The sequence below is a fragment of the Komagataeibacter diospyri genome, assembly GCF_006538165.1.
Lineage (GTDB): Bacteria > Pseudomonadota > Alphaproteobacteria > Acetobacterales > Acetobacteraceae > Komagataeibacter > Komagataeibacter diospyri.
This window is the reverse complement of the sequence record NZ_BDLU01000032.1, coordinates 258864-273733: the sequence shown is the minus strand read 5'-3', so window position 1 is coordinate 273733 and position 14870 is coordinate 258864. Positions and strand designations below refer to the sequence as shown.

Below are 14870 nucleotides of genomic sequence, written 5' to 3'. Positions count from 1 at the left end.
TGCAATGCATTGACCGACCCGTTCGGTCAATGCGTGGATGACAGGATCAGGGGCTGCAATCAAAGTGATGATGAGGGAAGCAGATGGCCGCGGACGAAGGTAAGGCACCTGAAGACGGACAGACCGCACAGGATACAGGGGCACAGGATACAGGGAACGGGAAGAAGGAGGAGAAGGAAGCATCCCCCCGGCGGAAGCTGATCCTGATCGGTGGCCTTGTGGTGCTGCTTATACTGGGTGGCCTTTACTGGTTCCTGCACCGTAATGAAGTCGAGACGGATGACGCCTTTACCGCCGGTCGCGCGGTAGCGGTTGCCCCCCATGTGTCCGGCTACGTGACTGAACTGCTGGTGAACGATAACCAGTTCGTTCATCAGGGTGATGTCATTGCCCGCATTGATGATCGTAACTGGCGCGCCCAGCGCGACCAGGCTGCGGCGGCCGTGGATATCGCGCGTGCGCAGGTCCGCAATTACAGCCTGCTGTCCGAAGTCGCGAAAAAGAACTTTCCCGGTCACCTGATGGTGGCGCAGGGCCAGTTGGCACAGGCGCAGGCACAGGAATTCAAGGCGGAAACCGACTACCGCCGCCAGCATGGCGTAACGCGCGAGGCGACATCGCAGCAGAACATCGATTATGCCACCGCAGCACTGAATGCCGCCAAGGCGCAGGTGCTTGAGGCACAGGGTAACCTTGAAACCGCCCTGCCGGTCATTCCCAATATCTCCAGCACCGAAGCCCGCGTGACCGAGCAGCAGGCCCAGTTGGCGCAGGCGGAAGCCAAGCTGCGCGAGGCCGAACTGAACGTGGAATGGACCCAGATCCGCGCTCCGCATGATGGCTGGATTTCCCAGCGTAACATCGAACGCGGCACCTATGTCACGGCGGGCCAGACCGTCGTGTCCGTTGTCGAACCCGAAATATGGGTGGTGGCCAACTACAAGGAAACGCAGCTGACCCACATGCGTCCGGGCCAGAAGGTGGACATTGCGATCGACGCCTATCCGTTCCTGAAGCTGAAGGGGCATGTTGATTCGCTGCAGTTGGGCACAGGTGCGACCTTCAGCGCCTTCCCGCCGGAAAACGCCACCGGCAACTATGTGAAGATCGTACAGCGCGTGCCGGTCAAGATTCTGATTGACGAAGGGCTGCGACAGGACCTGCCTCTGTCGATCGGCCTGTCGGTTGAACCGACGGTCCACACGGAATGAGCGCGCAGGCAGCGTCCACCGGAGCGGCGGATGGCACGAACTGGAAACCGAAACACAATCCGTGGCTGATCGCCGTGGTCGTGACGGTGGCCGCCTTCATGGAAATCCTGGATACCACCATCGTCAACGTGGCGCTGCCGCATATCGCGGGTAACCTGTCATCCACATATGATGACGCGACATGGACACTGACGTCCTACCTTGTGGCGAACGGGATCGTACTGACGATCTCGGGCTGGCTGGGCAAGCTGTTCGGGCGCAGGCATTACTTCCTGATCTGTATTTCCATGTTTTCGCTGTCGTCCTTTCTGTGTGGCATTTCCACCAGCCTGCCCGAACTGATCGTATTCCGGCTGATGCAGGGTTTTTTTGGCGGTGGCCTGCAGCCCAACCAGCAATCCATCATCCTTGACACCTTCCCGCCCGACAAACGGGCGGCCGCCTTCGGCCTGACCGCCATCGCCACCGTCGTGGCGCCGGTGCTTGGCCCGTCACTGGGCGGGTGGATTACCGACAATTATTCATGGCGGTGGGTATTCTTCATCAACGTGCCGGTGGGCATACTGGCCACAATCGCGGTGTCGATCATGGTCGAGGACCCGCCATGGGCGCGCAAGCAGAAGGCGCCTCTGGACTTCGTGGGCATCGGGCTGATCACCATCGGCTTCGGCTGCCTTGAAGTGGCGGTTGACCGGGGCGAGGACGAGGACTGGTTCGGTTCGCGCATGATTGTCATCATGGCGATCCTTGCCGTCCTTGGTATTGGCGGGGCGGTCATCTGGCTGTTGCGCGCCAAGAACCCGGCGGTGGATTTGCGCGTGTTCAAGGACCGCAATTTCGCGGTGGGCACGGGACTTATGGGCGCGGTGGGGGCGCTGCTCTATTCCTCGGCCATTATCGTGCCGCAGTTTTCACAGCAGATCATGGGTTATACCGCGACCCTGTCCGGCCTGATCCTGTCGCCCGGTGGCATGGTGGTGATCGTGCTGATCCCGCTGGTGGGCATCGGGATGAAGTACATCCAGCTCCGCTACATCATTGCGTTTGGTTTCTTCCTGATGGGGCTGTCCATGCTGTGGTCGGCGCAGTTGGTGCCTGATCTGGATTTTCGTCATCTGGTCCTGTTCCGCATGAGCCAGACGGGCACGATGGCTTTCCTGTTCGTGCCGATTTCCACCATAACCTACGCCACCCTGCCGCGCCGGCTGAACGCCGATGGGTCCGCCCTGTTCAGCATGGCGCGTAACGTTCTGGGGTCGCTGAGTATTTCGGGGGCGACTGCACTGGTGACCGAACTGCGTCAGGCGCACCAGAACCAGATGGTCCACTGGATGACGCCGTATCACCAGCCGTTCAATGAATACCTGGCCCAGAGCCGTGCGGTCGCGGTTGCGCGTGGCTATGCGCAGGGGGTGGTGAATAATGTGGCCATGGGACACCTGTACAAGGAATTCCAGCGGCAGGTGGCCATCCTTGCCTATAACGAGGTCTTCATGATCCTTGGCATAGGCTGCATGCTTGTCGTACCGTTCTGTTTTCTCATGTCGCCGCTTAAGGGTGGGGACAAGTAACAGAAATTTCCGAGGTGCCGTCTTTTTTCAAAAAGGCGGCATTCTTCTGCAGCTTTTTGAAAAAATCTTCACCGAAAACTTTTGCAGTTTTCTCAAGACAGCAGGGAATTGGATACATGCCGGGTGTCATCAGGGTTGTCTGTGCGGCGGTCATCGTGCGTGAGCGCCTGCTGGTCGTGCGCAAGCGCGGCACGACCGCCTTCATGCTGCCCGGCGGCAAGCCCGATGCGGGGGAACGGCCCGAACAGGCACTGATGCGTGAAATCCGCGAGGAACTGGGCTGTGACCTGACGCCGGGCATGGAACTGGCGGGTGATTTTACCGATGTCGCCGCCAATGAACCCGGCTTTATCGTGCAGGCGCGCATCTGGACCGGGCAGTTGCATGGCACACCGGATGCTGGTGCCGAAATTGCGGAACTGCGCTGGATCGGGGCAGGGGATATGGCGGATCTGGATCTTGCGCCCCTGTTGCGGGGCAGGACGATGGCCGTCCTTGTCCAGACGGGGCTTATGCCTCAGGCAGCCATGGCGTAGCGGGCGAAATACACCGCAAGCTTCGTGTAGATATCTTTCTTGATGCCGACATTCAGATGCGGCAGCTGGTCCAGCCTGACCCATTTCCACATATCGAATTCCACAGGCAGGTGCGTATCCAGCCTGATGTCGGAATCCTGTCCTGTGAAGCGCAGGGCAAACCATTTCTGTGTCTGCCCCCGGTAACGTCCCCCCAGCGCCCTGCCAATCAGGTGCGCTGGCAGGTCGTAGCTGAGCCATTCGGGATAAGTGCCGATGATTTCGGCGGCACAGGTGCCGATTTCCTCATGCAGTTCGCGCATGACGGCGGCCTGCGGATCTTCCCCTTCGTCAATGCCGCCCTGCGGGCACTGCCATACGCCCTGATCCGGCGGGCCGCCCGCGCCTTCCATGTCGGTGCGGCGCGCGACAAGCACCATGCCCTGTCGGTTGAACAGCAGCGCCCCCACATTGGGGCGATAGGGCAGGTCGGTCATGGCAGTGGCTTCCAGCTGGATCAGGGATGGGCAGGCGCGGCAGGTGCCGTTGCCGGAGGGGCAGGCGGCGGTGTCGTGGGGCCTTCCTTTTCCGCCGGGGCGGCAGGTGCTGCGGGCGAGGTCGGTGTCGCAGGCGTGGTCGTGGGGGACGCGGGCGCTGCGGCCTTGGGGGGGACGGATGCGGACGGCACCGGGGTCGCCTGCGTCCTGTCGTCATGAATCGGCGGTTCAGCCGCAACCGGCAGTCCTGCCATGGAGCGCACGACCCTCAGCCCTTCCTGCAGCTGGAAGTCGGTCGTGGGCTTTGTCGGGTCGAATGTGGGCCAGTTGGCGGGCGGCTGCGCCGGAATGGACTTGGCTATGGCGGGCAGGTCGGTGCGTGATGGGGGCTGCGCGGTATTGCCGCCCCGGTTCTTGATGATATGCGCCAGATCCGCTTCGTGGATGCTGTAGCCCGCGTCGTCATGCGCTTCGCGCACGGGAATGTCGGGCATGATGCCCAGCCCCTGTATGGAACGGCCCGACGGGGTGTAGTACCGCGCCGTGGTCAGGCGGATCGCGCCTTCACCGGGGATGGGCAGGATGGTCTGCACCGATCCCTTGCCGAATGTCTTTTCACCCAGCAGCACGGCGCGCTGGTGGTCCTGCAGCGCACCGGCCACGATTTCACTGGCTGAAGCCGAGCCACCATTGATCAGCACGACAATCGGCAGGCCGCCGGTAATGTCGGTGTTATGGGCGTCCCAGCGCTGGCTGTCCTGTGGATGGCGGGCGCGGGTTGAGACGATTTCACCGCTGCGGATGAAATCGGACCCCACGTCGATTGCCTGTGTCAGCAATCCGCCCGGATCGGATCGCAGGTCGATGATCAGGCCCGCCATCCTGTTATGGGTCTGGGCCTGCAGTTTCTTGTACGCGGCCAGCAGGCCGGACTGCGTTTCCTCGTTGAACTGCGCGATTCGGATGTAGCCGATGTTATCATACAGCGCGGACTTGATGACCTGCAGCGGGATGATGGCGCGGGTCAGGGTGACGATGATGGGTTTGGGCGCCTTTTCCCGGATCAGCGTCAGCGTGATGCGGGTATCGGGCTTGCCGCGCATCTGGGTCACGACCTGATCCAGCGGCTGGCCATCGATGTTCTTGCCATCGATCGCGACAATGAAGTCACCAGGCTTGATGCCCGCGCGGGCAGCAGGCGTGTCGTCGATGGGGGAGACGACGCGCACATGCCCATCCTCGCCCTGGACTTCCAGCCCAAGGCCGCCAAACGATCCCTTGGTCTGGACCTGCAGGTCGGAAAACTGCTTTTCCGTCATGTAGGAGCTGTGCGGGTCAAGGCCGCTGAGCATTCCGTTCAGGGAATTGGTGATCAGGTCGCGTGTCGAGACCGGCTCGACATAATTGGCCTTCACCTTTTCCAGCACGTAACCGAACAGGAACATGAGCTGTTCGATTTCGTGGGGGGAATTGTCATCCTTGGAGACAGTGTCCGCCGCATGGGCCATGGGGGCGATATCGCCCCACCTGCCGGCTGAATAACGTGCAATCTGCGGGGCCGCCGCGATCCCTGCAAGAAAGGCGCAACCGATCAGCAAGCCATTACGGAACTTCATGCGTCGTTGTCTCCTGGATGCCCGCCAACATGATCTGGCTGGCCTGCATGTAATCTTCGCGTTGCGTTGTAACGTGGTCTTGCCCATCCGTCACGGGTGGGCAGCATATACCGAACCTGCATGCGGATAAAACCGTCTCGTGCCCATATTACAGATAGGGGGCCGGATTGACGGTACTGCCTCCATGGCGCAACTGCACGAACAGGGTGGGCCTGCTGCCGCCGCCATTCCATTGTGGCATCTGTCCTACTGCCGCGCCGTGACTGACCTGCTGGCCTGCCGCCACCGCGATTTCACCCAGTCCCGCCAGCACGAAGCGGTAATGCTTGCCACAGTCAAGGATCATCATCTGCCCATAGGTGCGGAACGCGCCCGCGAAATCAATACGCCCCGTGCATGGCGCGCGCACGGTCGCGCGTGACGGCGGGGCATAGGTGATGCCGGTGGCCGGGCCGCTTTCGGTCGGGTGGCCCCATGCGGTCAGCACCGTGCCCGCCACGGGCGCGCCCGCGCTGGCGCTGGTGGCGGGGGCAATGCCGGGGCCGGCACCCGTGGCCATGTCATGCGCCTGCCTGCGGGCGGCGGCGGCGGCCTGCATGTTATGGGCGCGTTCGGCGGCGCGGGCGGCTTCTTCCAGGTTCTTTTCCGCCTGTTCTTCCGTCGCCTCGATCCGGGCTATGGCGTCCTGCACGCTGGATGCGCGGCGGGCGGCCTCTTCCACCGCCTGCGTGGCGGAGGCGGCGGCGGCGTTGGATCGCTGCTGGGCCTCCAGCGCCGCATGGGCCGCACGGTTGACCGCATCACGCCGGGTTTCGCGCTCGTTGACCACCAGGCGCATCTGCTGCTGCTGCTGGGCCAGTTCACCGTCCAGTTGGGCAAGCCGGGTGCGGCGGTCATGGATGGCGCGGGCCTGGTTGGCGATATCGCCCATCATGCCATGCACCACCAGCAGGCCGGTGACCGCGCGGTCGGCAGGCAGGGGCACGGCCAGAAGCGTATCCGCCGGGTAAAGCGACAGCCGCTCCGCCAGTGGCAGCAGGGGGGACAGGCGCGCGACTTCACGGGCAAGCTGCTGGCGCAGGGCGGCCTGTTCGGTATGCAGGTCGGTAATGCGGCTGTCCAGGTCGGCGGCCTGCTGTTCGGTATGCTGCAGGCGGGCGGTGGCATCGACCGTGGCGGCAGACAGGCTGGCGGCCTTCTGCGCGTCCTGACGGGCCTGTTCGCGGGCTTCGAGTTCCACCTTACGGCGTTCTTCCAGGTCATGCGCCTGCTGCTGCTGGCGCGCGACAAGGCTTTCACGCGCGCTCCGCGCGGCTTCAAGCTGCTGGCGAATGTGCTGCTCGCGCTCGGTGGACGCATGGGGGGCGTTATGGGAACCGGTCCCGGTCGGGGCATGATGGGATGCGGGCGCGCCCCATGCCGATACCGCCATGCAGCAGGCAAGGACGATCCCGCTGGCCATACAGCCATGCCAGCGGGCAGTCAGGGTCAGGCCGGGTGTCAGGATGGCGTGGCCCCGTCCAGCAGGGAATGGCCGGTCATCGCCGCAGGCTGGGGCAGGCCCATAAGCTGCAGCAGCGTGGGCGCGAGGTCGGCCAGACGCCCGTCATGCAGGGCCGCCCCCTGTAATCCGCTCAGGACAACAGGAACCACATTGAGCGTATGCGCCGTATGCGGGCCATTGGTTTCGGGGTCGAACATGGTTTCGGCATTGCCATGGTCGGCGGTGACCAGCAGCGCGCCACCGGCATGGTGGATGGCGTCGGCAATGCGACCCAACCCCTGGTCCACGGCTTCGACTGCCTTGATCGCGGCCGACAGCACGCCGGTATGACCCACCATGTCGGCATTGGCGAAGTTCAGTACGATCAGGTCGTATTTACCGCTTCTGATGGCTTCCACCGCGCGATCCGTCAGTTCCGGGGCGGACATTTCGGGCTGCAGGTCATAGGTCGCGACCTTGGGGGAAGGGACCATTACCCGGTCCTCGCCCGGCAGTTCGCTTTCGCGCCCGCCATTGAGGAAATAGGTGACGTGGGGATATTTTTCAGTCTCGGCCATGCGGATCTGCTTCAGCCCCGCCGCCGACACGACGTCGCCCAGCAGGTCATGCAGTTCCTGCGGCGGGAACAGCACGGTAATCAGTTCAGCCAGCCGGTCACTGTAGCGCGTCATGCCGGTCACTGCGGCAGGGTTGACCAGCTTCTCGCGTTTGAAGCCATCGAAATTCGGTTCCAGCAGGGCAGCGAGCAGCTGCCGGATGCGGTCGGCGCGGAAATTGAAGCTCAGCACGCCGTCGCCATCACGCATGCCGCCATATTCCCCGATAACGGTGGGGGGCACGAATTCATCCGTGGTGCCTGCTTCATACGCGCGGTCCAGTACCTCCAGCGGATCGCCCGCGTGGGGACCATCGCCCGCGACAATGGCATTGTAGGCCTTTTCCACCCGGTCCCAGCGACGGTCGCGATCCATGGCGTAATACCGGCCCGATACGGTGCCGACGCGTACGCCATCGGGCAGCGCGGACAGAAGCTGGCTGACATAGCCATGGCCGGACTGCGGGGCGGTGTCACGTCCGTCGGTAAAGATATGGAAGGTCACTGGCACGCCCGCGTCACGCACGATGCGGGCAAGCGCTATGGCGTGGTCCTGATGGGCGTGGACTCCACCGGGGGAGACAAGGCCCATGAGATGGCAGGTGCCACCGCTTTTTTTCAGCGCGGCGATGAAATCGCGCATGACCGCGCCGCGCGCCACCGACCCGTCGGCCAGCTCCGTGGAAATGCGCGGCAGTTCCTGCATCACCACCCGGCCCGCGCCGATATTCAGGTGGCCAACCTCCGAATTGCCCATCTGCCCTTGCGGCAGGCCGACATCCTCCCCACACGTCTTGAGGAAGGCATGCGGTCCCGCCTGCCACAGCCTGTCGAATGCCGGGGTGCGGGCGGAGCGCACGGCGTTGTCCGCCGGGTCTTCGCGCCAGCCAAAACCATCAAGGATGGCCAGCATGACGGGACGGGGTGCCTTGTGTGTATCTGCCTGGTCGTTCATGGGTATTGTCTCCCTGTTTTATTTTGGGTGGCATGATGCCCTAAAAGAAGCGGGCGCGAAATGCCCGTGTGCAGGAGGAAGGAAATCGTCATGACCGATACCGCCAATACCAGTGGGGCACAGTGTGGCTGCCTGACCCCTGAACAGCTGCGCATCCTGCGCGAACATGGGACGGAACGCCCCGGTTCCAGCCCGCTGAACAATGAAAAGCGTGCTGGCGAATATCGTTGCGCGGGCTGCGGGACGCCACTGTTCCGCTCTGGCACGAAATATGAAAGCGGGAGTGGCTGGCCATCGTTTTTCGATGCGATTCCGGGCGCAATCGGCACCACGACCGACACCAGCCATGGCATGACCCGCACGGAAGTGCACTGTGCCCACTGCAATGGCCATCTGGGCCACGTCTTTCCCGACGGGCCGCCGCCGACCGGCCTGCGCTACTGCATGAACGGACTGGCATTGACTTTCGTCCCGCGTGATGGCGCTAGCTGATCTGAACGAACCCGATCAAAGGAATGGATATGACCCAGCCTGCCGCCACGCATGATGAAGGCGTTGTTGTCGTCAGCCACCCGCTGGTGCAGCACAAGCTGACACTCATGCGTGAACGTCACACGTCAACGGGTGAGTTCCGCCGTCTTGCGCGTGAACTCAGCCTGCTGCTCGGTTACGAGGCCATGCGGGACCTGCCACTGGAACCGGTGGAAATCGATACCCCCATGGAACGCATGCAGGCATGGCGGCTGGCGGGCAAGAAGCTGTGCCTGATTTCCATCCTGCGGGCGGGGAACGGGATTCTGGACGGATTGCTGGACCTCGTGCCCTCGGCGCGGGTTGGCCATGTCGGGCTGTACCGTGATCCCGAAACGCTGGAACCGGTCGAATACTACCTGAAGCTGCCTGATGATGTCGGCAACCGCATCTGCCTGGTGGTCGATCCCATGCTGGCGACGGGACACAGCGCCGTTGCCGGCATTGACCGGCTGAAGCAGGCAGGGTGTGGGCGGATGGTCTTTGTCTGCCTGCTGGCCTCTCCCGAAGGGATCGCCTGCCTGCGCAAGACCCATCCGGATGTACGCATTGTCACCTGTGCCATTGACCGGGGCCTGGATGAACATGGCTATATCCGTCCCGGCCTTGGGGATGCGGGTGATCGTCTGTTCGGCACCAAATAGCAGAAGTTTTTGGTAAAGCGCTCTTCACAAGGCGTCGAAGAACGCCGCCTTTTTGAAAGGGCGGCATTCAAAAGATTTCTGGTCATTTATCAAATTTAAAAAAACCTGCGGGGCAATATACCTCGCAGGTTTTTATTTCGTGATATTGCGTGAACCCGTGGGTTCAGGCGCGGCGCACGATATAGGTCTTGGCCAGTTCCGCTTCCAGTGCGCGGGCGTGGTCGGGGTCGCGGGCTTCGACCATGATTTCCAGTTCGGCGGCCTGCACGCTGGGCGTGGTGAACAGGCGCTGGTGCGAAACCTCGATGATGTTGCCGCCCTCATCGCTGATCTTGCGTGAAATGTCGGCCAGCACGCCGGGGCGGTCGGGTATTTCCATCTTCAGGCACAGAAGCCGTCCGTCACGCAGCAGCGAACGTAGCAGCGTGTTGGCCAGGATGCGGCTGTCGATATTGCCGCCGGTTACCGGCAGCGCCACCCGCTTGCCCCGGAACAGTTCGGGGTAGGTCAGCACGGCGGCAAGGGCGGTTGCGCCCGCGCCCTCGCTGACCTGCTTGGCGCCTTCCGCCAGCATGGTGATCGCGGTCTCGATCGCGCTTTCGGGCACGACCAGAACGCGCGACACCAGTTCACGGATCACCTCCAGCGGCTGGCGGCCGATCTGCAGCACCGCGATGCCTTCGGCAATGGTGGGACCGCCTGGCGGTAGAACCTCATCACCGGGGAAGCCTGCGAGGGATGAGAAATTTTCCACCTGCACGCCAATGATGTCCATGTCCGGCTGCAGGGCCTGTCCGGCCACCGCACAACCTGACAGCAGGCCGCCACCGCCGATGGGGCAGACGAAGGTGTCCAGCGGTCCCGCATCCTCGAACAGTTCAAGAGCAAAGGTGCCCTGACCGGCCATGACTTCTGGGTCGTCATAGGGGTGGACGAATACCCGACCCTCGCGCTGGCACAGCATGTTGGCATGCGCGGTTGCTTCGGCGAAGCTGTCACCTTCCAGCACCACCGTCGCCCCCCACGCGGCGGTGCGCGTAACCTTGGCGGCAGGAGTGAAGCGCGGCATGACAATCACCGCGTCAATGCCCAGCAGGGAGGCATGTCGGGCAACGCCCTGTGCATGGTTGCCGGCTGAAACGGTAATGACGCCGCGTTCGCGTTCGCGCGGGGTCAGCAGGGCCAGCTTGTTGGCCGCCCCGCGTTCCTTGAACGAACCGACAGCCTGCAGGTTATCGAGCTTGAGCACGATATCCGCGCCCGTCGCGCGCGACAGTGTCTGGCAGGGCACGGTGGGCGTGTGCAGTACGCGCCCCTTTATCCGCTGTGCGGCGGCGGTGATGTCTTCAAGCGTGATCACGGTTGATGCGCCTAGCCGTAGGTGACTTCCAGGATTTCATACGTCCGGTCACCACCAGGGGCGGGGACGGACACGCTGTCACCAATGCTCTTGCCGATCAGCGATTTGGCAAGCGGCGAGGAAATGGACAGAAGCCCCTGCTTGATGTCGGCTTCGTACACGCCAACGATCTGGTAGGTCGCTTCCTTGTCGGTTTCTTCATCAACCAGCTTGACGCGTGCGCCGAATTTCACCTGGTCGCCCGACAGGGAGGCGGGGTCGATGACCTCGGCTGAGGAGACGATTTCTTCCAGTTCCTGAATCCGCCCTTCGGTAAAGGACTGACGTTCACGGGCTGCGTGGTATTCCGCGTTTTCCGAAAGATCGCCGTGGCTCCGCGCTTCGGCGATCGCGCGAATGATCGCGGGGCGTTCTTCACTCTTGAGCTTGCGCAGTTCGTCTTCAAGCCGTTCCAGGCCGGGGCCTGTCATCGGAAATTTCTGCAAGGTTTGTCCCCGAGGTGAAGGTCAGTTTCCACAACTGACTGTTGGTTGCCGTGTCTGGGCCCATCGCATTAATGCAACGCGGGTGGCCGCCGGTTTTGGACCGGCAGGCCACCCGTTTTGATGCGATACGCTCAGAATGATCCCTTAAAATAGGATTGAAGGGGCGCGACTTCAAGAACCCCCTCGCGCATGGCCGAAATGGCATGCGTCGCGGCGCGTGCGCCCGCGATGGTGGTGTAGTGGGGAATGCCATGCGTCAGCGCCGAACGGCGGATGTCGAAACTGTCGCTGACCGCCTGCGCCCCCTGTGCGGTATTGATGACCATCTGGACATCGCCCGACCGGATGGCGTCGACACAGTTGGGGCGGCCTTCCAGCACCTTGTTGACTACGTCCACATTCACGCCCGCTTCACGCAGGCATTTTGCCGTGCCGCGCGTCGCCACGATGTGGAAGCCCATGTCCGACAGCAGGCGGCCGATGGATTTTACCGCGGGCTTGTCGCTGTCGCGCACCGACAGGAACACCGTTCCCGACAGGGGCAGCTTCACGCCAGCGGCAAGCTGTGACTTGGCGAATGCCCGTTCGAACGAGGCGTCAAGGCCCATCACCTCACCCGTGGAGCGCATTTCGGGGCCAAGGATCGTGTCCACGTCGGGGAAGCGGTTGAAGGGGAATACCGCTTCCTTCACCGCGACATGCGGGGCCACCGCGCGGTCATCAAGGCGGAATTCACCCAGCTTCGCACCCGCCATGACGCGCGCGCCGATCTTGGCGACCGGAACCCCGGTGGCCTTGGCCACGAACGGCACGGTGCGCGAGGCACGCGGGTTGACCTCCAGCACGAAAATCTCCTGCCCCTTGATCGCGTACTGCACGTTCATCAGGCCCACAATGCCCAGTTCGCGGGCCATGGCTTCGGTCTGGCTTTTCAGTTCGGTCACGATGGCGGGCGACAGGGTGTAGGGCGGCAGCGAACACGCGCTGTCACCGGAATGGATGCCCGCTTCCTCGATATGTTCCATCACGCCCGCGACATACACCTCGCCGCCATCGGCGATGCAGTCCACATCCGCCTCGATCGCATCGTTCAGGTAATGGTCGATCAGCACGGGACCGTTGGCGACTTCGGCGCCGGCAAGCTGCAGGGCCACGCGCATGTAACGCTGCAGGCTGGCGCGGTCATGCACGATTTCCATCGCGCGCCCGCCCAGTACGTAAGACGGACGGACCACGACAGGGTAGCCGATTTTCTCGGCCACCGCTTCGGCTTCCGCCGGGCTGCGGGCGATGCCGTTCGCGGGCTGGCGCAGGCCCAGCTTGTGCAGCATGGCCTGGAAGCGCTCACGGTCCTCCGCGCGGTCGATCGCATCGGCGGGCGTGCCCAGCAGCGGGATGCCCGCGGCTTCCAGCGCGCGCGACAGCTTAAGCGGCGTCTGGCCGCCATACTGGACAATGCAGCCCAGCACGGTGCCGTTTTCCTGTTCACGACGGATCAGGGCGATCACGTCTTCCGCTGTCAGCGGTTCGAAATACAGGCGGTCCGACGTATCGTAATCGGTCGAGACGGTTTCGGGGTTGCAGTTGACCATGATCGTCTCGAAACCGGCCTCACGCAATGCGTAGGCGGCATGGACGCAGCAGTAGTCGAACTCGATCCCCTGGCCGATACGGTTTGGCCCGCCGCCAAGAATGACGATCTTCTTGCGGTCCGTTGGCCTGCTTTCGCATTCCGGCACGCCGTACCCGCCTTCATAGGACGAATACATGTATGGCGTGGGGGACGCGAACTCACCGGCGCAGGTATCGATGCGCTTGTAGACCGGCAGCACGCCACGGCTTTCGCGCAGTTCCGCGATTTCATCCGCATTGGTGCCCGACAGACGCGCCAGCTGGATGTCGGAAAAGCCCATGGCCTTGAGCATGCGCAGGCTGTCGGCGTCCTCCGGCAGGCCATCACGCACCACCGTGTGTTCGGCTGCGACAATCTTGGCCAGTTCGCGCAGGAACCAGGGCTCGAACCGGCAGGCGTCGTGAATGTCCTCCACACTCAGCCCCGTGCGCAGGGCCTGTGCCGCCATCAGGATACGCTCCGGGCGGGGCTGCGACAGGGCGGCGCGGAAGGCGTCAGGCCCGCCATCGCCCGGTGCTTCCACCGGATCAAGGCCAGCCAGCCCGATTTCCATGGACCGCAGGCCCTTCTGCAGTGCTTCGGGGAAGGAACGGCCAATGGCCATCGCCTCGCCAACCGACTTCATGCTGGTGGACAGCAGGGCGGGAGTGCCGGGGAATTTCTCGAACGTGAAGCGGGGGATCTTGACCACGACGTAATCAATCGTCGGTTCGAACGATGCCGGCGTGCTGCCGGTGATGTCGTTGGTCAGCTCATCCAGCGTATAGCCCACCGCAAGCTTGGCTGCGACCTTCGCGATCGGGAAGCCCGTGGCCTTGGATGCAAGGGCGGAGGAACGCGACACGCGCGGGTTCATCTCGATCACCACGACGCGGCCATCGACGGGATTGATGCCGAACTGCACGTTCGACCCGCCGGTTTCCACCCCGATCTTGCGCAGGCATGCCAGCGACATGTCACGCAGGCGCTGGTATTCCTTGTCCGTCAGCGTCAGCGCCGGGGCAACCGTAATGGAATCACCGGTATGCACGCCCATCGGGTCGATGTTTTCGATGGAGCAGATGATGATGCAGTTGTCAGCCGTGTCGCGCACGACCTCCATCTCATATTCCTTCCAGCCCAGCACGGATTCCTCGATCAGGACTTCCGTGGTGGGGGAGGCGTCCAGCCCAGAGGAGACGATGCGGTCGAACTCCTCCCTGTTGTAAGCGATGCCACCGCCCGAGCCGCCCATGGTGAACGACGGGCGGATGACCGCGGGCAGGCCGACCGTGGTCAGCGCGCTGCGGGCTTCCTCCAGCGTGTGGGCGATCAGGCTGCGCGGGCTTTCGATGCCGATCTCGTCCATCGCCTCGCGAAATTTCTGCCGGTCCTCGGCACGGTCGATCACTTCGGCGTTCGCGCCGATCAGTTCGACATTGTGCTTTTTCAAAAAGCCCGACTTGTCCAGCGCCATGGCGGTGTTCAGCGCGGTCTGGCCGCCCATGGTGGGCAGCACGGCGTCGGGCTTTTCACGCAGTATGATGCGTTCGACGAATTCCGGGGTGATCGGTTCGATATAGGTCGCATCCGCCAGCCCCGGATCGGTCATGATCGTGGCGGGGTTGGAGTTGACCAGAATGACGCGGTAGCCTTCTTCCTTCAGGGCCTTGCAGGCCTGCGCGCCGGAATAGTCGAATTCGCACGCCTGGCCGATAACGATCGGGCCGGCGCCGATAATCAGGATGGAGCTGATGTCTGTCCGTTTTGGCAT

At 63.0% G+C, this 14870-nt stretch carries 12 protein-coding genes; 5 read left to right on the top strand and 7 right to left on the bottom strand.

What is annotated here, in order from left to right:
• Positions 1–83: 83 nt before the first annotated feature.
• From MSKU9_RS07265 to MSKU9_RS07255, 3 genes are all read left to right on the top strand, one after another.
• The gene (locus MSKU9_RS07265; RefSeq protein ID WP_141260636.1) at positions 84–1211 is read left to right on the top strand and encodes an HlyD family secretion protein; all 1128 of its coding nucleotides are present in this window, start codon (positions 84–86) and stop codon (positions 1209–1211) included.
• A complete protein-coding gene (locus tag MSKU9_RS07260) occupies positions 1208–2782 on the top strand; it encodes a DHA2 family efflux MFS transporter permease subunit (RefSeq protein WP_141260635.1) in 1575 nt (524 codons plus the stop codon). The genes MSKU9_RS07265 and MSKU9_RS07260 overlap by 4 nt, the downstream gene beginning before the upstream one ends.
• A 116-nt stretch (positions 2783–2898) precedes the next feature.
• Positions 2899–3318, top strand: a complete 420-nt coding sequence (locus MSKU9_RS07255) for an NUDIX hydrolase (RefSeq protein WP_141260634.1) — start codon at positions 2899–2901, stop codon at positions 3316–3318.
• Here the strand turns inward: MSKU9_RS07255 and MSKU9_RS07250 are convergent.
• The 4 genes from MSKU9_RS07250 to gpmI form a co-directional block, all read right to left on the bottom strand.
• Complete coding sequence (locus MSKU9_RS07250; protein WP_141260633.1) at positions 3300–3794, bottom strand: RNA pyrophosphohydrolase; 495 nt, start codon at positions 3792–3794, stop codon at positions 3300–3302. The two genes, MSKU9_RS07255 and MSKU9_RS07250, sit on opposite strands and share 19 nt — an antisense overlap.
• A gap of 20 nt (positions 3795–3814) precedes the next feature.
• Entirely contained in the window at positions 3815–5410 is a 1596-nt protein-coding gene (locus MSKU9_RS07245) for a S41 family peptidase (protein WP_141260632.1), read from the bottom strand.
• A gap of 148 nt (positions 5411–5558) precedes the next feature.
• Entirely contained in the window at positions 5559–6872 is a 1314-nt protein-coding gene (locus tag MSKU9_RS07240; protein WP_141260631.1) for a murein hydrolase activator EnvC family protein, read from the bottom strand.
• 38 nt (positions 6873–6910) lie between these two features.
• On the bottom strand, positions 6911–8464 hold the full coding sequence (gene gpmI / locus MSKU9_RS07235) for a 2,3-bisphosphoglycerate-independent phosphoglycerate mutase (RefSeq protein WP_141260630.1): 1554 nt from the start codon (positions 8462–8464) through the stop codon (positions 6911–6913).
• A gap of 90 nt (positions 8465–8554) precedes the next feature.
• On the opposite strand from gpmI, the gene msrB reads away from it, so the two are divergent.
• Together msrB and upp are read left to right on the top strand one after the other, a co-directional pair.
• Entirely contained in the window at positions 8555–8956 is a 402-nt protein-coding gene (gene msrB, locus MSKU9_RS07230) for a peptide-methionine (R)-S-oxide reductase MsrB (RefSeq protein WP_141260629.1), read from the top strand.
• Positions 8957–8979: 23 nt separating this feature from the next.
• Positions 8980–9639, top strand: a complete 660-nt coding sequence (upp, locus tag MSKU9_RS07225; protein ID WP_141260628.1) for a uracil phosphoribosyltransferase — start codon at positions 8980–8982, stop codon at positions 9637–9639.
• Between the two features lie 163 nt (positions 9640–9802).
• Here upp and MSKU9_RS07220 read toward each other — a convergent pair whose 3' ends face one another.
• The 3 genes from MSKU9_RS07220 to carB form a co-directional block, all read right to left on the bottom strand.
• Positions 9803–10999 carry a threonine ammonia-lyase gene (locus tag MSKU9_RS07220; RefSeq protein ID WP_141260627.1) on the bottom strand — a complete coding sequence of 399 codons (1197 nt, stop codon included), beginning with the start codon at positions 10997–10999 and terminating at the stop codon, positions 9803–9805.
• Positions 11000–11010: 11 nt separating this feature from the next.
• Positions 11011–11484 (bottom strand): transcription elongation factor GreA, encoded by a 474-nt coding sequence (gene greA / locus MSKU9_RS07215; RefSeq protein WP_019084525.1) that lies wholly within the window; start codon positions 11482–11484, stop codon positions 11011–11013.
• Between the two features lie 131 nt (positions 11485–11615).
• Positions 11616–14870 carry a carbamoyl-phosphate synthase large subunit gene (carB, locus tag MSKU9_RS07210; RefSeq protein WP_141260626.1) on the bottom strand — a complete coding sequence of 1085 codons (3255 nt, stop codon included), beginning with the start codon at positions 14868–14870 and terminating at the stop codon, positions 11616–11618.

Coding starts and splice junctions, on each gene's coding strand:
- MSKU9_RS07265 (WP_141260636.1), top strand. CDS start 84: ATGGCCGCGGACGAAGGTAAGGCACCTGAAGACGGACAGACCGCACAG.
- MSKU9_RS07260 (WP_141260635.1), top strand. CDS start 1,208: ATGAGCGCGCAGGCAGCGTCCACCGGAGCGGCGGATGGCACGAACTGG.
- MSKU9_RS07255 (WP_141260634.1), top strand. CDS start 2,899: ATGCCGGGTGTCATCAGGGTTGTCTGTGCGGCGGTCATCGTGCGTGAG.
- MSKU9_RS07250 (WP_141260633.1), bottom strand. CDS start 3,794: ATGACCGACCTGCCCTATCGCCCCAATGTGGGGGCGCTGCTGTTCAAC.
- MSKU9_RS07245 (WP_141260632.1), bottom strand. CDS start 5,410: ATGAAGTTCCGTAATGGCTTGCTGATCGGTTGCGCCTTTCTTGCAGGG.
- MSKU9_RS07240 (WP_141260631.1), bottom strand. CDS start 6,872: ATGGCCAGCGGGATCGTCCTTGCCTGCTGCATGGCGGTATCGGCATGG.
- gpmI (WP_141260630.1), bottom strand. CDS start 8,464: ATGAACGACCAGGCAGATACACACAAGGCACCCCGTCCCGTCATGCTG.
- msrB (WP_141260629.1), top strand. CDS start 8,555: ATGACCGATACCGCCAATACCAGTGGGGCACAGTGTGGCTGCCTGACC.
- upp (WP_141260628.1), top strand. CDS start 8,980: ATGGATATGACCCAGCCTGCCGCCACGCATGATGAAGGCGTTGTTGTC.
- carB (WP_141260626.1), bottom strand. CDS start 14,870: ATGCCAAAACGGACAGACATCAGCTCCATCCTGATTATCGGCGCCGGC.